Raw genomic sequence first — 18,859 nt, forward strand, 5'->3', positions numbered from 1 at the left:
CTCAGGCGGTGCCCGGAGCCTCAGGAGCCTCCGGGGCCTCAGCGCGGTAGGTCGGGGAGCCCGGGATGGAGCCGCCCGTCCTGGTGACCGCCGGGTCCAGCTCCGTGATCGTGAGCTGGAAGCCGAGCGGACGGCGGGCGGCCAGCGGGGCCAGGGTCCGCTCCGCCGCCGCGAACATCTCGTCCGCGACCCGGCTCCGCACCTCGTCGGGACGGCCCGGCATGATCATCAGCTTGATCTGCACATGGCCGCTGCCGGGGCCGCTCTCCGGGCGGTCGGCCACCCGGCACGCCGTCGCCGGTACGGCCAGGGTGCGGGTCCCCCAGCGGGGGAAGACGCCCAGGCCGAGCGCGGTCTCGTGGAGGTCGCCGAGGAGCGTGTCGACGTCCAGCTCGTCGGCCAGGTCCGGGGTGTACTCGACGGTGATGTGCGGCACCTTCGGTCTCGCTTTCATGTCCATGGCGGGTCCGTACGGAGGCGCCGGGCGGCCCCGGCCCCGCGTCGAGTCTGCCCCTACCCCTCCCGGAGCCGCACCCCCGCCCCCGTCACCCCGCCCCGTCACCCCGCCTCGGTCACCCCGTACCCCTTCCGCTCAGGCGAACTTGGCGCTGACCGCCTGGTAGATCGCCTTCGCGCCGCGCCCCAGATGCGGCCCGGCCAGCCAGGTCTGCGCGCTCGGGCCGATCGACGTGTTGCTCACCAGCGCGGGCCGCCCCTCCGCGTCCTCGATGAACCAGCCGCCCCCGGAGGACCCGCCGGTCATGGTGCAGCCGATCCGGTACAGCGACGGCTGGTCGTCCCGGACCGAGAGCCGGCCAGGCCGGTCCCGGCAGATGAACATCCGCTCCCCGTCGAAGGGCGGCGCCGCCGGATACCCCCAGACGCCCATCCCCGCGATCTTCGTCGCCGACGGCGCGTCGAACATCACCCGGGACGCGCCGCCCACCGTCTCCTCCAGCGAGGCGTAGTCGCTCCCCGCGGGCTTCTTCACATGGAGCACCGCGAAGTCGAACGGCGCGCCGCTGCCGCCCGACGGGGTCCCCTCCGCGATCCACTGCGGCGAGGTCTGCGCCCAGTCCGCCCACCAGATCCCGAACGGCGAGAGGTCGCTCTTGCTCACCTGGGCCAGCTCGGCACCGGCCAGCCCCTTGTCGTTGTACGACGGGACGAAGACGATATTGCGGAACCAGCCGCCCTTCGCGCCCGCGTGCACACAGTGCCCGGCCGTCCACACCAGGTTCGAGGCGCCGGGGTCGGCCGGGTCCGTCACCACCGTCGCCGAGCAGACCGAGGGGCCCTCGGGGGTGTCGAAGAAGAGCTTGCCGACCATCGGCGCGTTGTCGCGGTACGAGACGGGCGCGGGCTCGGCGGGGACCGGCTTCGGCTCCGGGTCGGAGACGCCCGCGTCCGCGAAGTCCCCGTCCACGGGCTGGTCCGGGCTCTTCCCCTGGAGCATCCTGGCCGGCAGCCAGAGCCCCTCGATGACCGGGTTGAAGAACGCGGCGGCCTCCCTGGCCCAGTCCTCGGCGTTCCAGTCCCGCCAGCCGCCCTCCCGCCACCCCTCCGGCACGTCGGCGCCGATCGCCCCGGCCGAGCCACCGGGGCCGACGTCCCCGCCCGTCCCGGCCGCCGCGGAGCCGCCGGGCGCGGAACAGGCGGTGGCGCAGATCGCCAGCAGGGCGAGCATGCTGGCCATGAGCATCACCGGGCGGTGCCTGGAGCGCATGGATCGTTCCTCCGGTCCTTCGAATGCGTCGAACGGTGTGCGCTCGGGGCCCGGTCAGTACGGAGTCCGGCGACAACCTGTCTTGAGGAGGTAGTACGTGGCCGCGCCCGCCCCGGTTCAAGCCCCGGACCGGTTCAGGCCTCTCCCCGGCTCGGGCCGCCGCCCCGGCCCATGTCCCGCCGCGCCGGGCCGGCTTTAGGAAGCGCCGGTGTCGGAGGCGTCCGGGGCGTCCGAGGTGTGCGACGCGGGGCGCGGGAAGGACGGCCGGGACTCCTCCAGCCGTACGAACGCGATCCGTTCGCCCGCCGAGCGAACGCCCGCCGCCCCGGCCTCCGGCGTCAGCCCCAGCGCGGCGCAGAGCGCCCGCGCGCCGTGCGGATGCGCGTCCGCGAAGCGCTCCATGACCCGGCCGCACTCCTCCGGCGCCAGGAAACGCGCCGTCACCGCGTGGTAGCGGCGGCCGGTCTGGATGGTCACCTCGGGGGTGTGGCGCAGGTTCTCGTACCACTGGGCCGACGCCACGGACCCGGCGGCGACGGTCCAGCTCCGCGGTGCCGCCGTCTCCTCCACGACCTCGATCACCACCTGGCGGGAGAGCCCCGAGAACCGGCCGGTGTGGATGAGCAGCAGCATCCGGCGCCCGAACAGTGGCCCCAGGCCCGCCCGGTAGAGGAGGATCGGTACCTCGGCCACCCGCCGTCGCCAGCCGGTCGGCCGGTGCGCGCTCGGGGACGGCGGGGGCGGGGGCGGCCGTTTCAACGGTCCTGCACCTCCAGGCGCCTCAGAGGCCGGATGACGGCGTCGATTCGGTAACGACGGGATGTTGACGGAGCTGTTCACGATGTTTTGACATCAGAACCTTTGCATAGTCTAAACATGGGCGAGGCGGGAGCGGACATGCTGCGGGAGGACCGATCGGACGGCCGGTCCGCACCACGCCCCGGCGCGGCGCGGGACCCCGGCCCCACCGCCCGCTCCGGCGGCCCCGGACCCCGTGACACCACCGGTGGCCCCGGCCGCCCCGGCCGCCCGCCGGGACGCGCCCCCGAACGCGCCCCGGCCACCGTGCCGGTGGCGGGCGCGCGGGCGGACGACCGCCTCTCCACCCCCGTCGTGCTGGGCGTCCTGCCCTTCGCCGCGCTCGCCGTCGTCGCGGCGGTCGAGCTGATAGCCGGGCCCGGCATCGGCTTCCTGCCGCTCTTCTCGCTCGGCCCCGCCTTCGCCGGGCTGGTGGGCGGCTGGCGCCGGACCGCCGTCATCGGCGTTCTCGCCCTGATGTGCTGTGTCACCCTCGGGCTCTACGACGGGCTGTTGCAGAGCCGCCGTGGCTACACCGCCTTCGGCTCGGTCGCCGGGGTGACCGCGGCGAGCCTCGTCGCCGTGATGATGCGCCAGCGCCGCGAGGCCGAACTCGCCAGCGTCCGCTCCATCGCGGAGGTCGCCCAGCGCGCCCTGCTCCGCCCCGTGCCGCCCACCGCCGGCCCGCTGCGCGTCGCGGTCTCGTACACCTCGGCGGTGGCCGAGGCGCGGATCGGCGGGGACCTCTACGAAGTGGCCGTCGGCGCGCGGCGGGTCCGGGTGATCGTGGGCGATGTCCAGGGCAAGGGCCTGGAGGCGGTGGAGACCGTCGCGGTCGTCCTCGGCGCCTTCCGGGAGGCCGCGTACGACGAGCCCGAGCTGACCGGCGTCGGCGCCCGGGTGGAGCGGGCCATGAGCAGGGAGCTGGACGGCGAGAAGTTCGTCACCGCGCTGATCGCCGAGTTCCGGGGGGACGGCGGCGTCGTCTTCCTCAACTACGGGCATCCGCCGCCCATGCTGGTCCGCGCCGACGGCACCGTGGAGTTCCCCGAGCCCGAGCAGTACGCCCTGCCGCTCGGCCTGGCCGCGCACGGCACCGAGGGGCCCCGGCCGTTCCGGGCCGAGGTCGCCCCCGGAGACCAGCTCCTGCTCTACACGGACGGGGTGACGGAGGCGCGCGACGCGGCCGGCGTCTTCTACCCGCTGGGGGAGCGCGCCGGGCTGCTGGGCCACCCCGACCCGGCGACCGCGCTGGAGGAGCTCCGCGCCGACCTCGTACGCCATGCCGCGGGACCGCTCCACGACGACGCGGCCACCCTGCTCCTGCGGTACGCGCCGGAGGAGCAGGGCGGTGCGGAACGCCCCCGGGGTCCCCAGGGCCCTCAGGGTCCCCAGGGCCTCAGCGGGCCAGCTCCTTCCTGACCCGGTCCAGCATGAACGCGGACGACTCCCGCGCCCGCTCCTCCCACGCGAAGACACAGACCGTCGCGACCCCGTCGAACTCCATCGCGCGCAGGGTCGAGAAGAACGTCTCCCAGTCCACCTCGCCCTGCCCGATGTCGAGATGCTGGTGGATCCGGGCCGTCGTGCCCGGCGGGTTGAGGATGTAGCGCAGCCCCGACGACGCCGTGTGGTCGAAGGTGTCCGCCAGATGCAGATGCTGGAGCTTGTCGCCCGCGTAATGGAGCATCTTCGCGATGTCCGCGCCGGGCGCCGCGCCCGAGAGATGGAAGGTGTGCGGGGCGCAGTACAGGTAGTTGACCCACGGCTTGTTGACCGCCCTGACGAGATCGACGGCCGGGTCGTTCTCCTCGCAGAAGTCGTCCGGGTGCGCCTCCAGATTGAGCGCGATGCCCTCCCGCTCGAAGACCGGGAGCAACTCCTCCATCGACCGCCAGAACGCGGCCTCGCTCTCGGCGGCGGCCTCCGGGCGCCCGTTGAACTCGGAGTTCATCAGGGAGCAGCCGAGCGAGGAGGTGATCTCGATCATCCGCTTCCAGTAGCGGACGGCGCTCTGCCGCTCGGTCTCGTCCGGGCTCGACCACTTGTAGAGCGGCAGCACGCTGGAGAGTTGGACCCCGGTCTCGGCGAGGGCGCTCCGCAGCTCCGCCACCCGCTCGTCGTCGGCGCGCGGGTGGCGGAAGAACGGCATGAAGTCGTCGCGCGGGGAGAGTTCGATGTACTCGTACCCCAGATCGGCCACCGTGCGCACCATCTCCCGTATGGGCAGCGCGCGGAACATGTACGGGTCGAGGGCGATCTTCACCGGCGCTCCCCGTCGTAGAAGGCGGGCCGCTTCTCCAGGGCGTCCACCCGGACGATCGCGCCGGACTCCAGCGCCTCGACGAGGGCGCCGGTGATGACGGTCGCCGCGTAGCCGTCCCAGGCGGAGGGCCCGGTGGGCTCGGCGCCCTTGGCGACGGCGCGGGTCCACTCGCGGAACTCGGTGTCGAAGGCGTTCTCGAAGCGGCCCTTCCAGTCCGGCAGGACGGCGGTCGACACGGTGCCCGAGGAGCGGACGGCGACGGCGGCCGGGTCGGGCAGCCGTACGGTGCCGTCCTCGCCGACGGTCTCGCACTGGATGTCGTACCCGTACTGGCAGTTGACGAAGACCTCCAGGTCGATCCGGACGCCCGCCGCCGTCTCGAAGAGCATGATCTGAGGGTCCCTCAGATGTTCGGGACGCTTACGGGTCCGGCGCGGCGTCACCACCTGTACGGAGCGGATCTCGTCGTCCAGCAGCCAGCGCAGCACATCGATCTCGTGGACGGCGGTGTCCTGAGCGGCCATCTCGGAGGTGTAGTTCTCCCCGGAGGTCGCGTTGCGGTGGGCGCAGTGCACCATCAGCGGCTCGCCGATGGCACCCGAGGCGAGGACCTCCTTCATCTGGCGGTACCCGGCGTCGTACCGGCGCATGAAGCCGACCTGGACCAGCCGGGAGCCGTGCGCCTGCTCCGCCTCGATGATCTTCAGACAGTCCGCGGCCTCCGTGGCGAGCGGCTTCTCGCAGAAGACCGGCTTCCCGGCGGCGATGGCGCCGAGGACGTGTTCCGCGTGGGTGGGACCCCACGAGGTGACGACGACCGCGTCCACGTCGGCCGCCTCGATCACCTCGCGCCCACTGGCCAGCGCGCGGGCCCCGACCGGGGCGGCGACCCGCTCGGCCCGCGCGGTGTCGATGTCGAAGACCGCGGTGACCCGGGTGCCGGTGACCACCTCGGTGAGCCGGCGGATATGGTCCTGGCCGATCATTCCGGTGCCGATCACACCGATGCGCACAGTCATGGGGAAGTGCCCTTTCTCAGATCTCAGCTCTCGGATCTCGGATCTCGGCTCTCGGATGCCGAGGCGGTGTGCGGAACTCAGAGGTAGTGGCGCTGGGAGCGCTTGGCTTCGCGGTACGTCCCGTACGCCCGCCGGGTCGAGTCGAGCGCCGAGACCTCGCTGACCGGCACGTCCCACCAGGCGCTCCCGGGCGGGTTCGGCCCGTACAGGTCCGTCTCGACATGGACGACGGTGGTACGGCGGGCCGCGCGCGCCTGCTTCATCGCCGCCCCGAACTCCTCCACCGTGGCGGCCCGGAGCACCTCGGCGCCGAGCGAGGCGGCGTTCGCGGCCAGGTCGACCGGGAGGACCTCGCCGTCGAGGAGCCCGCTCCCGCCGTCCCGGTACCGGTAACGGGTGCCGAAGCGCTGCGAGCCCAGCGACTCCGAGAGCGAGCCGATCGACGCGAAGCCATGGTTCTGGACGATGACGATGATGACCTTCACCCGCTCCGAGACCATGGTGACGATCTCCTGGGCCATCATCAGATACGAGCCGTCGCCGACCAGGACGACGACCTCCCGGTCCGGGGCGGCCATCTTCGCCCCGAGCCCGGCGGCCACCTCGTACCCCATCGTGGAGTACGCGTACTCGACGTGGTACGCCTTCGGGTCGCGCGAGCGCCAGAGCATCTGGAGGTCGCCCGGCATCGACCCGGCCGCGTTGATCACCACGTCCCGGTCGTCGAGCGCACGGCGCAGCGCGCCCAGGATCTCGGTCTGCGCGGGCAGCGGCCCGTGGCCGAGCGCGAAGCACGCGTCCGCCGTGCGCCGCCACTCGGCGGCCAGCTCCAGCGCCCGCTGCCGGTGCGCGTCGTCCGCCTTCCAGCCGGCCAGCTCCCGCTGGAGCCCCTCCAGGCCGAGGCGGGCATCGGCGACCAGCGGCTCCGCCGCGTGCTTCACCGCGTCGAGCCGGGCCACGTTGAGGTTGACGAACCGCACCTCGGGGTCGCCGAAGACGGTGTGGCTCGCCGTGGTGAAGTCGGAGTACCGGGTGCCGACCCCTATGACCACATCCGCCTCGGCGGCGAGCGCGTTCGCCGCCGCCGTGCCGGTCGAGCCGAGGCCGCCGACCGCGCAGGGATGGTCCCAGGCCAGCGCCCCCTTCCCCGCGTGGGTGTCCGCGACCGGGACCCCGGTCGCCTCGGCGAACTCCCGCAGCGCCTCGCCCGCGCCCGAGTACACCACCCCGCCGCCCGCGACCAGCAGCGGCCGGCGCGCGGTGCGCAGCAGTTCGGCGGCGCGCTTGAGGGCCTCGGGTTCCGGCACGGGGCGCCCCACATGCCAGACGCGCCGCCGGAAGAACGCCACCGGCCAGTCGTACGCCTCGGCCTGCACGTCCTGCGGCAGACAGACCGTCACCGCGCCGGTCTCCACCGGGTCGGTGAGCACCCGCATCGCCGCCAGGGCCGCCGGGATCAACTGCTCGGGCCGGCTGATCCGGTCGAAGTACTTCGACACCGGGCGGAACGCGTCGTTGACGCTGACATCGCCGCCCCGGGTGTCCTCCAACTGCTGGAGCACCGGGTCGGCGACGCGGGTGGCGAACATGTCGCTGGGGAGCAGCAGCACCGGGATCCGGTTGGTGGTGGCGAGCGCCGCGCCGGTGATCATATTGGTGGAGCCGGGCCCCGTGGAGGCCGTACAGGCGTAGGTGGCGAGCCGGTCCCGCATCTTCGCGAACGCGACGGACGCGTGCACCATCCCCTGCTCGTTACGGGCGAGGTGGTACGGGAGGTCCGCCTCCCCGGTCTCGGCCGCCTGGAGCAGCGCCTGTCCGAGCCCGGCCACATTGCCGTGCCCGAAGATGCCCCAGACCCCGGGGATCAGCCGCTGCTCGACGCCGTCGCGCTCGCTGAACTGGTGGGCGAGGAACCGTACGAGCGCCTGCGCGGTGGTGAGCCGTACCGTCTCGGCCGCCATCACAGCTCCTTCGGGGTCGGGGTGCCGGTGCCGAACGGCAGCCGGGGGTCGGTGGCCTGGTCCTCCCAGGTGGCGCGGACCCAGCCGTGCGCGGGGTCGTCGCAGATCAGCCAGGCCCGGTCGGGTCCCGGTCCCGCCATGACATTCAGGTAGTACAGGTCGTAGCCGGGGGCGGCGATCGACGGGCCGTGCCAGCCGTGCGGGATGAGCACGGTGTCGCCGTCGCGCACCTCGGCGAGGACGTCGAGGGGGCGCTCGGCCGTGCCGTACACGCGCTGGTAGCCGATGCCGGGGCCGGCCGGGCCCGGCGCGACCTCGAAGTAGTAGATCTCCTCCAGCTCGCTCTCGACCGGGGTGCCGTGCGCGTCGTGGCGGGCCTCGTCGTGCTTGTGCGGCGGGTACGAGGACCAGTTGCCGCCGGGTGTGAGCACCTCGCAGACCAGGAGCTGGTCGGCGTCGAACGTACCGGGCAGGCAGTAGTTGTTGACCTGGCGCGAGCAGTTCCCGGCGCCGCGCAGCTCGGTGGGGACGTCCTGGGCGGGCCCGTACCGTACGGTCAGCCGGCGCTCGCAGCGCGCCGAGGGGAGGGCGAACCGGCCGCCGCGCTCGCTGCGCAGGACGGCGTCGGTGTCCCGGGGGAGGTACGCGAAGTCGGTGACCGCGTCGAAGACCCCGTCCCGCCCGGCGAGCAGCAGCGTCGTACCGTCGGCGGCGACCGAGCAGGAGCCGGCGAGCGGCAGCACCAGATACTCGCTCTCGCCGGTGGCCAGCGCCACCTCCTGGCCCGCGCCGAGTTCGACGACCCGCAGCCCGGAGTACCCCCACCCGGCGGACTCGGGGGTGACGACGGTGGTGAAGGGGCCCTCGGCGGTGGAACCGGCGGGCAGATGCGGGGTGTTCCCCTGCCGTGGGCGGTCGTACGGTGTGCGGCGGTCGTGCTCTGTGCCGTCGTGCGGTGCGTGGTCGTGCGGTGCGTCGTCGTACGGTGCGTGGTCGCTCACCACGGACTCCTCGGGCTGCTGGGGGTGTTTCGGGACTCTCCGACTCTCCGGTGCCGTGGCAGCCGCCTTCACAGCAGGCTCACGGCGCGGTCCACGGCGCCGGCCACGTCCCCGTCCCCGGGGTAGAGCAGCGACCGGCCGACGACCAGGCCCTGCACGGTCGGCAGGGCGAGCGCCTTGTGCCAGGCGGTGAAGGCGGCCTCCGCGTCCGCGACCTCGCCGCCGAGCAGCAGCACGGGCAGGGTGGCGGAGGCGAGGACCCGCTCCATCTCCTCGACGACGGGGAGCTTCAGCCAGGTGTACGCGCTGCGCCGGCCGAGCCCGGCGGCGATGGTGATCGAGGTGATCACCGCATCGGGGGAGAGGTCGTTCCGGATCCGCCCGTCCACCCAGCGCGAGAGGAACGGCTCGACCAGGGCGATCAGCCGGCGGTCGTTCAGCTCGTCCACGGCGTGCGCGGTCCGCTCCAGCAGCGAGGGGGTGGCCGGGTCCTCCAGGCAGATACGGGTGAGGGTCTTGCCCCCGTCGAACCCCATCGCCGCGATGGTCTCCGCGTCGTACCCGGTGAACCGGTCGTCGATCTCGAAGGACGAACCGGCGAGCCCCGCCCGGTTCATGGAGCCGAAGACGGACTTGCCGTCGAGCACGCCGAGGAGGAGCAGGTCCTCCAGGATGTCGGCGGTGGCGAGCACCCCGGTCACCCCGGGGCGCTCCAGCGCCACGCACATCCGGTCCAGCAGTTCGCCCCGGTCGGCCATGGCGGTGGGGTCGCCGCCGACCGCGTTGGCGCCGCGCGCGGGGTGGTCGGCGGCGATGATCATGGCCCGGCCGTGCTCGCCGAGCGGCGAGACGGCCCGTACCCGCCGGGCGGCTGCCTCGGCGATGGCCCCGGGGTCGGCGACCCGCGTACCGACGATCCGCCGGATCCGGTCAGACACCCTGGACACCCTGCCCCCTCCGGACACCCTGCTCCGCCTGGTCACCCTGGTCCGCCCGGTCCGCCCGGCCGCCCCGGTCCTGCTGTGCGCCCCCGGCCCCCGCGCTCTCCGCGGCCCCCGCGCTCTCCGCGATCTTCGCCTCGACGGCCGCGGCGTCGGGCATCGCGTCCGAGCAGGCCAGCGCCCCGGCGACGATCGCCCCGGCCGCGTTGGCGAAACGCATGACCCTGGCCAGCTCCCACCCGGCGAGCAGCCCGTGGCAGAGCGCGCCGCCGAACGCGTCGCCCGCGCCGAGCCCGTTGACCACCTCGACCGGCGCGGGCGGCACCTCGACGGCGGTGCCGCTCCGGTCCATCGCCAGCACCCCCTTGGGGCCCTGCTTGACGACGGCGAGGCCGACCCCGAACTCCAGCAGGGCGCGGGCGGCGGCGTACGGCTCGCTCTCCCCGGTGGCCACCTCGCACTCCTCGCGGTTGCCGACGGCGACCGTGGCGTGGGCGAGCGCCTCGCGGTAGTACGTACGCGCCTCGGCCGCCGCCTCGCCGGGGCGGACCTCCCGGCCCCCCGCGTAGGCGCCCTGCCAGAACATCGGCCGCCAGTCGAGGTCGAAGACGGTGGTCCCGGTACGGTTCCGGTGGCGGAGCGCCGCGAGCGTCGCCGACCTGCTCGGCTCGGCGCTCAGCCCGGTCCCGGACATCCAGAAGATCCGGGCCGAGGCGACCGCGTCGAGGTCCAGCTCCTCCGGGCGGATGTCCAGGTCGGGGGCGAGCGGCAGCCGGTAGAAGTGGAGCGGGAAGTCGTCCGGCGGGAAGATCTCGCAGAACGTCACCGGGGTCGGCGCCACGCCGGAGACCCCGACGTGGCGCGGGTCGACCCCGTACTCGCCGAGCGCGCGCCGTACGTACTGTCCGAACGGGTCGTCGCCGGTCTTGGTGATCACCGCCGCGCTCCGCCCGTACCGCGCCGAGGCGACCGCGACATTGGTGGGGCTGCCGCCCAGGTACTTGCCGAACGAGGTGACATCCGCCAGGCCCACGCCCGTTTGCAGCGGATAGATGTCGACTCCGACCCGTCCCATGGTCAGGACGTCCAGGACTGCCATGTGTGGGGACCTCCAGCACCGCGCACGCTCTTCATGGCGCGCTCTAGTTGCGAGTACGATGGTCGATGTCCAAATGTCCTGTCAATAGTTTGTTACGTGTGGTTTTCCTGGGCTGACGCGCCCCCGGGCGCCGCCGTTCCCGTCCCTGATCGGGCGCTTGCGCGCGGGCCTGGGCGCGGGCGGCGCCACGGACCCGCTCGCCCTGCGCGCAGGCCCGTGCGATCAGGGCCCGCGCGTCGCACTCCGGCTGGAGCGCCGTCAGGAGCAGCAGCCAGAGATCGGCCAGCCCCTCCTCGATCTGCCGGCGCCCCTCCAGCGCGTCCGAGACGGTGTGCAGCCCGAAGAAGGCGCAGACCAGACCGTGCGCGGCCACATCCGGCGCGATCCGTTCGGCGAGCGCCCCCTCCGCCCGCGCCTCCTCCAGCAGCCCGGTGACCGTCTCCAGCCATCCCACGAACGGGCGCGGCAGTGTCGCGTCGATGGCGGTGCGCTCGGCCCAGAGCCGGGCCCCCGCGCGGATGACCACATCGTCGCGGAAGGCTCGGGCCACGTCGAAGCTGAGGGCGACGAGCCGTTCCAGCGCCGGGAATTCGGCCGTACGGTACCGGCCGATCAGCTCGGGCCAGGAGGCGAAATGCTCCTCGACGATGGCGAGCGCCAGATTCTCCTTGCTGGCGTAATGGAAATAAATAGCTCCGCTAGTACGGCCTGATTGTGCGCTGATATCACTGATGCTGGTGCCTACATATCCCCGTTCGTCGAACAGGCGTGCCGCCGCCTCCAGCAGAAACCTCCGCGTCGTTTTCGCCCGTACCTGCTCGGCCCGCACCTGCACGTCATTCTCCGATGGTCGTCGGTCAGAAGAAATACGTAATCTAGCGCCTTTCGCGGTCGCTTCCCGGGCCGTTCAGGAAGGGTGACGGAAGGGGGAACAGGTGCGCGAACAAGGGAATTGCGGTGTCCTTGTCGTATGAACGCATCGGTGAACGCGGCGGAGCCGGTGGAGCCTGTGGAGCCTGTGGGGCCGGTGGAGCCGTATGGCGACCGGCCCCTCTCCTGGTCGCGCACGGTCGCCCGGGAGTGGGTGCACCGGGCCTCCGTCGCCGAGGTCCTGCTCACCGACGTACGGCGGGCGCGCGGCGACGGCTTCGAGGCGGCGGCCTCCTGGCCGCGCTCCCATCCGACGTTCCCGCGCGACGGCGGCGAGCTGCACAGCCCCCTGATGGTCGTGGAGACCCTCCGCCAGCTCGGCATCTGCCTCCCGCTGCGGTACTTCGGGGTCGATCCCTCCGCCAGCCTGGTCATCACCGATCTGCACTTCGCGATCGACCCGGCCGCCGAACCCCGGCTGCTCTCCGGCGCCACCCGCGTGACCTGCCGGATCGTCGTCGACGAGGTGCGCCACGACACCGAAGGCGCGGTCGCCGGGCTCCGGCTCGCCGTCGACTACCTGGCGGCCGGGGTGTGCTTCGCGCGGGCCGGCGGCGGCGCCCGGTTCTTCGCGCCCGAGCGGTACGCCGCCGTACGGAAGGGCCGGGCGCACTCCACCGCGCCCCGGTACCCGGCCGGCCTGGACCGCCCCGAGCCCGCCGGGGTCGGCGTCGGCGCCGCCCATGACGTGGTGCTCGGCCTGGCCCCCGGCGGGGTGCCCGGCGCCGACGGGGCCACCCTTCTGGTGGAGCCGGCGGACATGAGGCACCCGTACTTCTTCGACCACGCCACCGACCATCTCCCCGGCATGATCGTCCTGGAGGCGGCGCGACAGGCGGCGGCCCTCGTCACCCGGGGCCGGCTGCTCCGCCCTACCGCCGGTCGGCTGAAGACGGCGCGTTTTGTCGAATACGCGCCACCCGCGCGCGTGCTCTGCGTTCCGCACCACGCGACCTGCGTTTTCCGCATTCTCCAGGACGGACATCAGAAGGCTTTCGGGGTACTGCGTTATCAATAATCAGATAGAGATACTAAATGTGATTGCTTGACCGTGTGTTGATCCCGTCCCTAGCGTAGCGATCGTTATGTTCTTCAGCGGTCGGCGCCGCCGCTGGTCAGGGAACTCCCGAAGGGAAACACGCGGATGACCGTGCAACGCATCCTTTCCTGGACGCCGGCCGCCATCGTCTTCGACTGCGACGGCACCCTCATGGACACCGAATGCCACTGGCAGGACGCGCGGATCAGCGCCCTGCGCGCGTTCGGATTCATCCCGGCGCCCGGTTTCGCCGAGCGCGCCAAAGGACTCCACTACACCGAGTGCGGCGCCCTCATGGCCGAGGAGGCCGGCCACCCGGAGCTCACCGCGGGGCTGACCGAGCGGCTGCTCGCCGACTTCCGCGCGCTCGCCGAGGCCCGCCCGCTCACCATGCCGGGCGCACCCCAACTGGTCGAACAGGCCGCCCGGTTCGCCCCGCTCGCGGTCGCCAGCAACTGCCCGCGCGAGGTGGTGGAGGCCTCGCTCTCCACCGCGGGACTGCTCCACCGCTTCGGCCATGTCGTCGTCCCCGACGGCCCCGACGACCGCGACGGCATCAGACCCAAGCCCCACCCGGACGTCTACCTCACCGCCGCGAGACTCTGCGGCGCCGACCCGGCCGACACCCTCGCGGTCGAGGACTCGCACTGCGGGGTCGAGGCGGCGGAGCGGGCCGGGATGCGCATCCTGGGCGTCGGCCCCTGGCCCGGCGACCGTACGGCGGCCCTGGTCGACCTCTGGGTACGGTCGCTCGACGAACCGGCGGTACGCGGCTGGGCGGGCGCCCGCGTGCCTGCCCAGATCGCACGGAATCGTCCTACCATGAACCCCTGAGGACCTATCCCGTCACAGAGTCGCCGCAGTAGCCGCAGCCCGCAGTCGCCGCACAGGGAGATGGCCAACGGATGGATGAGGAACGTGCCGGCCGTCTCGTGTCGTCGCTGCGGGCCCGGGGGGTGCCGGCCCATCTGGCACACCTGGGCGTCTACCAGTGCGGCGTACGGGTGGTCCTGCTCGACGGCGGAGAGGCCGTCTGGGACATCGACGGGGAGCTGGGGCTGCGGGCCGAGGTGGTCGAGGACGGGGTGCTCGTCGGCTTCGTCCCGCATGTGCGGGGCTCGGAGAACTTCGACGAGGCGCGGCTCGTGGAGGTGATCGCGGGCACCCGTTACGACAAGGAGGGGCTGCGCCTCCCGGCCGGTGTGGACGCGGAGACCGACGGGGCCGACACCGTCGCCGGCCTCGGCCCCGCCCCCTCCGCACCCCCGCCCGCCCGCCTGCCCCGCCTCCCCCGGCGGTGGCCCCGCTGGCTCCGGCGCCGCTGACCCGTACGGACCAGGGGGCCCGGCCCGTACGGATCAGGGGGCCCGGCCCGTACGGATCAGGGGGCCCGGCCCGTACGGACCAGGAGGCCCGGCCCGTTCGGCGGTCTCCGTTCAGCCGCGCAACCGTTCAGCAGCGTTCGTTCACGTACCCGGCTTCTCCCGCCGGGACGACATCGCGGTCCCTGAGCACGACCGAGAGCCGGTCGCCCCACTCCTCGCAGGCGGTGGCGAGATCCTTCTTCCGGTACTCGACCACCAGGACCCGGTCGTCGTACGCCGCCGCGTACTCCCCGCACTCGTCGTACCGGCCGCACTCCTCCGCGACCGCGAAGTCGAAGCCGATGGCGGCGCGGGCGCCGCTCATCTCCACCGCGTTCTTCTGGCCGATCGCCAGCCCCGCCCGGTGCGCCCGCGCCGCCAGCTCCGTGGCGAAGGCGATCGCCTGCTTCCGGTCGAGCAGGGAGTCCGAGCGGAGATACGAGTCCAGGTTGTCCGCCTCGACCGCGTCGAACCCGTCCCGCGCGCAGCCGTCGATCCATCCGCCGACGACCTCCGCCAGCCGCTTCCGCCGGTCCGCGGTGGAGATGTCCAGCAGCGGTTCGTCCCAGTCCTCGTCGACGACGGTGTCGCCGTCCGCGTCCCGCAGCAGCAGGTCCGGATGGTTCTTCCGCCACCACTCCACGGCGTCCGGCTGGGTCTGGTAGGCGTTGATGTAGCAGACGTTGTACACCCCGGGCGCGGGCTTCGCCGTACGGTCCCTGACCACCGTCCGCACCCCGGCGGGCGGGGTGTACGCCCCGCCGAGCTGGTAGTCCCAGGCCTCGTGCGCCACCGGCGCCTTCACCCGCCCCGTACCACCGCCCTGCCCGGCGGACGGGCCCCCGGAGGACGGCGCGGGCGGGGCGCCGGCGGACGGGGTGCCGCCGGCCGAGCAGCCGGTGAGCGCCGGGACGAGCGCGAGGGCCAGGGCGAGCAGGGGGGCCGCCGACAGGCGGGCGGCGCGGACGAAGGGCAAGGTGACGCCTCGATCTCGGTGCGGTGCTGCGGGGTTACGGGTGCCAGGGCGCGGGCCGGGCCGGTGGTACGGCGCGGGCGCGCGCGACGCACCAGTCTGTCACCGCCCGCCCCACCACCCCGCGCCACCCCGGAGCCGCCCCCGGAGCCGCCCGCGCCGTCAGACCGTCAGCAGCGCCGCCCGCGCCGCCCCTTCGACCCGCAGAAACGCGTCCGGCACCGGATCCTGGCCCAGCAGCAGGCGCAGCGTCGCCGCGTGTGCCGCCTCGGCGGGGGCGATGGCCGCCGCCGTCGCGATCCCCGGGGCGCCCCGTGCGCCGCACGCCGCGAGGAGGTGCGTACGCGCCGCCCGCTCCTCCAGCCGCAGCGCCAGCGCGGCCGTCTCCGACGCGCTCCTGGCCCGCTCCAGCGCCGCCGTGACCTCCGCGTGGTCGGTCAGCGGCACCCCGGTCACGGGCGGCTTCCCGGCCCGGCGCAGCGCCGCGTTCCACTCCTCCGCGTGGGCGGTGTGGTGCGCCGCCGCCGTCGTCAGAAACGCCTGCGTCTCCGCCGGTACGGTGCCGAGGCGCCCCGCGCGGGCCGCCGTGAGGGCCGCCCGGTAGACGCCGGCGGCCTGGTTCTCCAGCGCCGCCGCCAGCGCCAGGGCGCGGAGTTCACCGCCGTACGCGGCCGGGGCCGCGCCCCGTCCGCCTGCCGAGCAGGCGGCCAGCGCCCATACCGCCCCGGTGCCCCCGGCGATCCGGAGGAACCGGCGGCGCCCGGCGTCCCGGGGAGCCTCGCTCGTGGTCATCGGGGGGTCCGCCCTTCCGGCGCCGGCGACGCCCCGTCCGTGGGCTGGAACGCGCCCGTGATCCCCGCTCCCCCGGCGCCGGGGGAGCCGGTGAGCCGGGCCCGTACCGCCAGCAGGATCGCGTGGTGCTGGGCCTCGACCGGCGCGACGGAACCGTAGAGGCGGCGCAGCGAGGGGCTGGCGGTCCGGCCCAGGGCGGCGGTGTACGTACGGGCGGCCCTGTCCTCCAGGAAGAGGGCGAGCGCGATCACGTCGACAGGGGTGCGTGCCCGCGTCAATGCCCGGTGGACGTCGGCGGCGTACTCCGGTCGCGGCCCGGGGCCCGGCGCGCCGCCGGCCCGCTCGACCGCCGCGTCGAACGCCTTGGCGTGCTCCGCGTGGTGGCCCCCGGCGGCGGTGAGGAGCGCGGCGATCGTGGACGTACCACCGCCGTCTCCGTCCGCGTTCCCGAGGGCGTCCGGGCCGGGGAGTCCCGGCGCATCGGGGAGGAACGGGAGCCCGGCGGCCTCCCGGCAGGTCTCCGCCGCCAGGTGCTCCATCGCCGCCGCCGTGCGGAGCGCCGCCAGTTCCTCCGGGGAGGCGGCCGGGGCCCGCAGCCGGTCCGTGACACCGCCTCGGGTACGGGTGCCGAGATGCCGCGCGCCCATGGCGCCCCCTCTCTCGTCGGGGCCCGCACGGCCGTGCGGGCACACCCACGACACCCTCGCGACGAGGACACGGGCGGGCGGGTGACGTCACCGGCGCGGCGGCGGTCCTTCACCGGATCGGCCCACGCCGCTCCCGTCCCGCTCCCGTCCCGCTCCCGTCCCGCTCCCGTCCCGCTTTCGTCCGGGCCCCGGCGGGCGCGACCGCCCCTACTCCTTCACCGCCCCCGAGTTCGCGCCGCTGACGAAGTACCGCTGGAAGCAGAAGAACAGCGCGGCCACCGGCAGGGTGGAGAGCAGCGCGGCGGCCAGCTTCAGCGGGTACTGCGTACCGCCGCCGAGGCCGCCGGAGACGAACCGGGCCAGGCCGGTGGTGAGCGTCTCGTACTGCGCGGACTGGGTGGAGACCAGGAAGTGGGTGAACTCGTTCCACGACCCCTGGAAGGAGAGGATCGTCACGGTGATCAGCGCGGGCCGGGCCATCGGCAGCACCACGGACCAGAAGATCCGGACCACCCCCGCCCCGTCGACCCGGGCCGCCTCCTCCACCTCGCGCGGCACCGACTCGAAGAACTGCTTCATGATGAAGACGCCCGCCGCGTCCACCAGCAGGGGCACGATCATGCCGGTGTAGGTGTCGAAGATCCCGAAGGTGTTGAGCACCAGGAACTTGGGGATGAGCAGGGTCACCCCGGGCACCGCCATGATCCCGACGACGAAGCCGAAGAGCAGCGAGCGCCCCCGGAAACGCAGCCGCGCCAGCGCGTACCCCGCCATCGAGTTGAAGAGCACCCGTCCTGCCGTCACCACCACGGCCACCAGCGTCGAGTTGGAGAGCCAGCGCAGGAACGGCACCCCTTCCCCGGACTGGCTCAGCCCGAAGAGCCGCTGGTAGGCGGCGGTCGTCGGGGTCACGGGCAGCAGCGACAGCGGATGCGCGGCGGCGTCCGGGTCGGTCTTGAACCCGGTCACCAACTGGAGCGCGAACGGCAGCAGATAGAGCAGCCCCAGGCTCACCACCAGCGCGTACCCCACGATGCGCAGCGGCACCGGGAAGCGGGGCAGCACCGGGCGGACCCGGTCGCGTACACGGGTACCCGAGGCGGTCATCGGTCCCTCCTGGTACGGGCGGTACGGGCGGTACGGCGGGTACGGGCACCCCGGGGCGTGCGCTCGCGGAGCACCCAGCGCTGGAAGGCGGCGAGCACGAGGATCAGGGCGAGCAGGATGAACGCGATCGCCGCGCCCTGGCCGAAGTCCGCGTTGTCGAACCCGGAGGAGTACGAGAGGAACGCGGGCGTCAGCGTCGTGTTGCCCGGGGCGCCCTGCCCCATCACGTACACCTGGTCGAAGACCTGCCAGGTGGCGATCAGCCCCAGGGTGAGGACGAGGAAGAGCACCGGACGGAGCGCGGGGAGCGTCACGTACCGCAGGAGCTGACGCCGGTTGACGCCTTCCAGCGCCGCGGCCTCCTCCAGCTCCCTCGGGATGTCCTGGAGCGCCGCCAGGAAGATCAGCATGAACGTGCCCGAGGTGGTCCAGACGGACAGCAGGATGATCGTGCACATCGCGACCGACGGGCCCGACAGCCACTCGAACCAGGAGATGCCCAGCGCGGAGTGGTCCGCGAGGAAACCGGTGGGCCGCTCCGGGTCGACGATGCCCAGCGCCCCCAGGAGGAGCGAGAGCACGCCGCGCGGGTCCGCGAACCAGTTGGGCCCCTTGACCCCGATCCACGACAGCAGCGAGTTGACGGCACCGCTGCCCTGGAAGAGGAAGAGGAAGACCGTGGAGACCGCGATGGAACTGGTGACGGAGGGAAAGAAGAACGTGGTGCGCAGGAGGCCGCGCCCGCGCAGCAGCCGCTGATTGAGGATGAGCGCCAGCGTCAACGCCAGGCCCGTCTGGAGCGGCACCGTGAGCAGCACGTAATAGAGGTTGTTGCGCAGGGCGGTCGCGAAGAGGGTGCGGTCCAGGCCGTCCTGGGTGAGCAGCGCCCGGTAGTTGTCGAGACCGACGAAGTCGGCCTGCGCGGAGAACGGGTTCGACTGGCCGTCCCAGTGCAGCAGGCTCACCCAGAGCGCCATCAGGATCGGCAGGACGAAGAAGAGGCCGAGGACCGCCACCATGGGGCTGACGAACAGCCATCCCCAGATGCCCTCCCCGCGAAGGGCCGCGCGGGAGGCGCGGCCCTTCGCGGTTCCGCCGGCCGCGCCGGGCGTGTCAGGTTCGCCCGGCGCGCCGGAGTCCACGGGTGCGCGGCTCGCGCGCACCGTGCTGTCTGGCGTGGTACGGAGGGGCATGGT

At 73.4% G+C, this 18,859-nt stretch carries 19 protein-coding genes; 4 read left to right on the forward strand and 15 right to left on the reverse strand.

All coding sequences use genetic code 11. The features are described 5' to 3' along the window. Position 1 precedes the first annotated feature (1 nt). The 3 genes from AB0O07_RS01000 to AB0O07_RS01010 all read right to left on the reverse strand — a co-directional run bounded on the left by AB0O07_RS01000 (position 2) and on the right by AB0O07_RS01010 (position 2,419). Positions 2-460 carry a hypothetical protein gene (locus AB0O07_RS01000; protein ID WP_365624813.1) on the reverse strand — a complete coding sequence of 153 codons (459 nt, stop codon included), beginning with the start codon at positions 458-460 and terminating at the stop codon, positions 2-4. Between the two features lie 132 nt (positions 461-592). Beyond that, positions 593-1,726, reverse strand: coding sequence for a hypothetical protein (locus tag AB0O07_RS01005; protein WP_365624816.1), 1,134 nt, complete (start codon positions 1,724-1,726; stop codon positions 593-595). Positions 1,727-1,921: 195 nt separating this feature from the next. Beyond that, positions 1,922-2,419 (reverse strand): nitroreductase family deazaflavin-dependent oxidoreductase, encoded by a 498-nt coding sequence (locus tag AB0O07_RS01010; RefSeq protein WP_365624819.1) that lies wholly within the window; start codon positions 2,417-2,419, stop codon positions 1,922-1,924. A gap of 183 nt (positions 2,420-2,602) precedes the next feature. Here AB0O07_RS01010 and AB0O07_RS01015 point away from each other — a divergent pair, with 183 nt between their 5' ends. Next, positions 2,603-3,946: a PP2C family protein-serine/threonine phosphatase gene (locus tag AB0O07_RS01015; RefSeq protein WP_365624822.1), complete on the forward strand. Its 1,344-nt coding sequence runs from the start codon at positions 2,603-2,605 to the stop codon at positions 3,944-3,946. On the opposite strand, the gene AB0O07_RS01020 is transcribed toward AB0O07_RS01015, so the two are convergent. The 7 genes from AB0O07_RS01020 to AB0O07_RS01050 form a co-directional block, all read right to left on the reverse strand. Further along, positions 3,924-4,790, reverse strand: a complete 867-nt coding sequence (locus tag AB0O07_RS01020) for a sugar phosphate isomerase/epimerase (protein WP_365624825.1) — start codon at positions 4,788-4,790, stop codon at positions 3,924-3,926. The genes AB0O07_RS01015 and AB0O07_RS01020 overlap by 23 nt on opposite strands. After that, the gene (locus tag AB0O07_RS01025; RefSeq protein WP_365624828.1) at positions 4,787-5,809 is read right to left on the reverse strand and encodes a Gfo/Idh/MocA family oxidoreductase; all 1,023 of its coding nucleotides are present in this window, start codon (positions 5,807-5,809) and stop codon (positions 4,787-4,789) included. The genes AB0O07_RS01020 and AB0O07_RS01025 overlap by 4 nt, the downstream gene beginning before the upstream one ends. 77 nt (positions 5,810-5,886) lie before the next feature. Next, complete coding sequence (iolD, locus tag AB0O07_RS01030; protein ID WP_365624830.1) at positions 5,887-7,770, reverse strand: 3D-(3,5/4)-trihydroxycyclohexane-1,2-dione acylhydrolase (decyclizing); 1,884 nt, start codon at positions 7,768-7,770, stop codon at positions 5,887-5,889. Continuing rightward, entirely contained in the window at positions 7,770-8,657 is an 888-nt protein-coding gene (gene iolB, locus AB0O07_RS01035) for a 5-deoxy-glucuronate isomerase (protein WP_365627862.1), read from the reverse strand. The genes iolD and iolB overlap by 1 nt, the downstream gene beginning before the upstream one ends. A 182-nt stretch (positions 8,658-8,839) precedes the next feature. Further along, positions 8,840-9,709 (reverse strand): aldolase, encoded by an 870-nt coding sequence (locus tag AB0O07_RS01040; protein WP_365627865.1) that lies wholly within the window; start codon positions 9,707-9,709, stop codon positions 8,840-8,842. Next, entirely contained in the window at positions 9,702-10,811 is a 1,110-nt protein-coding gene (gene iolC / locus AB0O07_RS01045) for a 5-dehydro-2-deoxygluconokinase (RefSeq protein WP_365624833.1), read from the reverse strand. The genes AB0O07_RS01040 and iolC overlap by 8 nt, the downstream gene beginning before the upstream one ends. Before the next feature lie 43 nt (positions 10,812-10,854). Next, positions 10,855-11,646, reverse strand: coding sequence for a ScbR family autoregulator-binding transcription factor (locus AB0O07_RS01050; RefSeq protein ID WP_365624836.1), 792 nt, complete (start codon positions 11,644-11,646; stop codon positions 10,855-10,857). A 135-nt stretch (positions 11,647-11,781) separates the two neighbouring features. Here AB0O07_RS01050 and AB0O07_RS01055 point away from each other — a divergent pair, with 135 nt between their 5' ends. From AB0O07_RS01055 to AB0O07_RS01065, 3 genes are all read left to right on the forward strand, one after another. Then, on the forward strand, positions 11,782-12,759 hold the full coding sequence (locus AB0O07_RS01055; RefSeq protein ID WP_365624839.1) for a ScbA/BarX family gamma-butyrolactone biosynthesis protein: 978 nt from the start codon (positions 11,782-11,784) through the stop codon (positions 12,757-12,759). Positions 12,760-12,885: 126 nt separating this feature from the next. Further along, entirely contained in the window at positions 12,886-13,614 is a 729-nt protein-coding gene (locus AB0O07_RS01060) for an HAD family phosphatase (RefSeq protein WP_365624842.1), read from the forward strand. Between the two features lie 71 nt (positions 13,615-13,685). Beyond that, positions 13,686-14,105, forward strand: coding sequence for a hypothetical protein (locus AB0O07_RS01065; RefSeq protein ID WP_365624845.1), 420 nt, complete (start codon positions 13,686-13,688; stop codon positions 14,103-14,105). Positions 14,106-14,232: 127 nt separating this feature from the next. Here the strand turns inward: AB0O07_RS01065 and AB0O07_RS01070 are convergent, their stop codons facing one another. From AB0O07_RS01070 to AB0O07_RS01090, 5 genes are all read right to left on the reverse strand, one after another. Further along, positions 14,233-15,120, reverse strand: a complete 888-nt coding sequence (locus AB0O07_RS01070) for an endo alpha-1,4 polygalactosaminidase (protein ID WP_365624848.1) — start codon at positions 15,118-15,120, stop codon at positions 14,233-14,235. A gap of 159 nt (positions 15,121-15,279) precedes the next feature. Next, a complete protein-coding gene (locus tag AB0O07_RS01075; RefSeq protein ID WP_365624851.1) occupies positions 15,280-15,909 on the reverse strand; it encodes a ferritin-like domain-containing protein in 630 nt (209 codons plus the stop codon). Further along, entirely contained in the window at positions 15,906-16,556 is a 651-nt protein-coding gene (locus AB0O07_RS01080) for a ferritin-like domain-containing protein (protein ID WP_365624854.1), read from the reverse strand. The genes AB0O07_RS01075 and AB0O07_RS01080 overlap by 4 nt, the downstream gene beginning before the upstream one ends. Before the next feature lie 207 nt (positions 16,557-16,763). Then, entirely contained in the window at positions 16,764-17,663 is a 900-nt protein-coding gene (locus tag AB0O07_RS01085; protein WP_365624857.1) for a carbohydrate ABC transporter permease, read from the reverse strand. After that, positions 17,660-18,856: a sugar ABC transporter permease gene (locus AB0O07_RS01090; RefSeq protein ID WP_365624860.1), complete on the reverse strand. Its 1,197-nt coding sequence runs from the start codon at positions 18,854-18,856 to the stop codon at positions 17,660-17,662. Before AB0O07_RS01090 ends, AB0O07_RS01085 begins: the two co-directional genes overlap by 4 nt. Positions 18,857-18,859: the final 3 nt, after the last annotated feature.

The sequence above is a fragment of the Streptomyces sp. NPDC093085 genome (assembly GCF_040683935.1).
Taxonomy (GTDB): Bacteria; Actinomycetota; Actinomycetes; order Streptomycetales; family Streptomycetaceae; genus Streptomyces.

What these genes read in the sequence shown, in the direction of transcription:
- AB0O07_RS01000 (WP_365624813.1), bottom strand. Translation starts at nt 460, where the DNA reads ATGGACATGAAAGCGAGACCGAAGGTGCCGCACATCACCGTCGAGTAC.
- AB0O07_RS01005 (WP_365624816.1), bottom strand. Translation starts at nt 1,726, where the DNA reads ATGCGCTCCAGGCACCGCCCGGTGATGCTCATGGCCAGCATGCTCGCC.
- AB0O07_RS01015 (WP_365624822.1), top strand. Translation starts at nt 2,603, where the DNA reads ATGGGCGAGGCGGGAGCGGACATGCTGCGGGAGGACCGATCGGACGGC.
- AB0O07_RS01025 (WP_365624828.1), bottom strand. Translation starts at nt 5,809, where the DNA reads ATGACTGTGCGCATCGGTGTGATCGGCACCGGAATGATCGGCCAGGAC.
- iolD (WP_365624830.1), bottom strand. Translation starts at nt 7,770, where the DNA reads ATGGCGGCCGAGACGGTACGGCTCACCACCGCGCAGGCGCTCGTACGG.
- iolC (WP_365624833.1), bottom strand. Translation starts at nt 10,811, where the DNA reads ATGGCAGTCCTGGACGTCCTGACCATGGGACGGGTCGGAGTCGACATC.
- AB0O07_RS01055 (WP_365624839.1), top strand. Translation starts at nt 11,782, where the DNA reads ATGAACGCATCGGTGAACGCGGCGGAGCCGGTGGAGCCTGTGGAGCCT.
- AB0O07_RS01060 (WP_365624842.1), top strand. Translation starts at nt 12,886, where the DNA reads ATGACCGTGCAACGCATCCTTTCCTGGACGCCGGCCGCCATCGTCTTC.
- AB0O07_RS01065 (WP_365624845.1), top strand. Translation starts at nt 13,686, where the DNA reads ATGGATGAGGAACGTGCCGGCCGTCTCGTGTCGTCGCTGCGGGCCCGG.
- AB0O07_RS01075 (WP_365624851.1), bottom strand. Translation starts at nt 15,909, where the DNA reads ATGACCACGAGCGAGGCTCCCCGGGACGCCGGGCGCCGCCGGTTCCTC.
- AB0O07_RS01080 (WP_365624854.1), bottom strand. Translation starts at nt 16,556, where the DNA reads ATGGGCGCGCGGCATCTCGGCACCCGTACCCGAGGCGGTGTCACGGAC.
- AB0O07_RS01085 (WP_365624857.1), bottom strand. Translation starts at nt 17,663, where the DNA reads ATGACCGCCTCGGGTACCCGTGTACGCGACCGGGTCCGCCCGGTGCTG.
- AB0O07_RS01090 (WP_365624860.1), bottom strand. Translation starts at nt 18,856, where the DNA reads ATGCCCCTCCGTACCACGCCAGACAGCACGGTGCGCGCGAGCCGCGCA.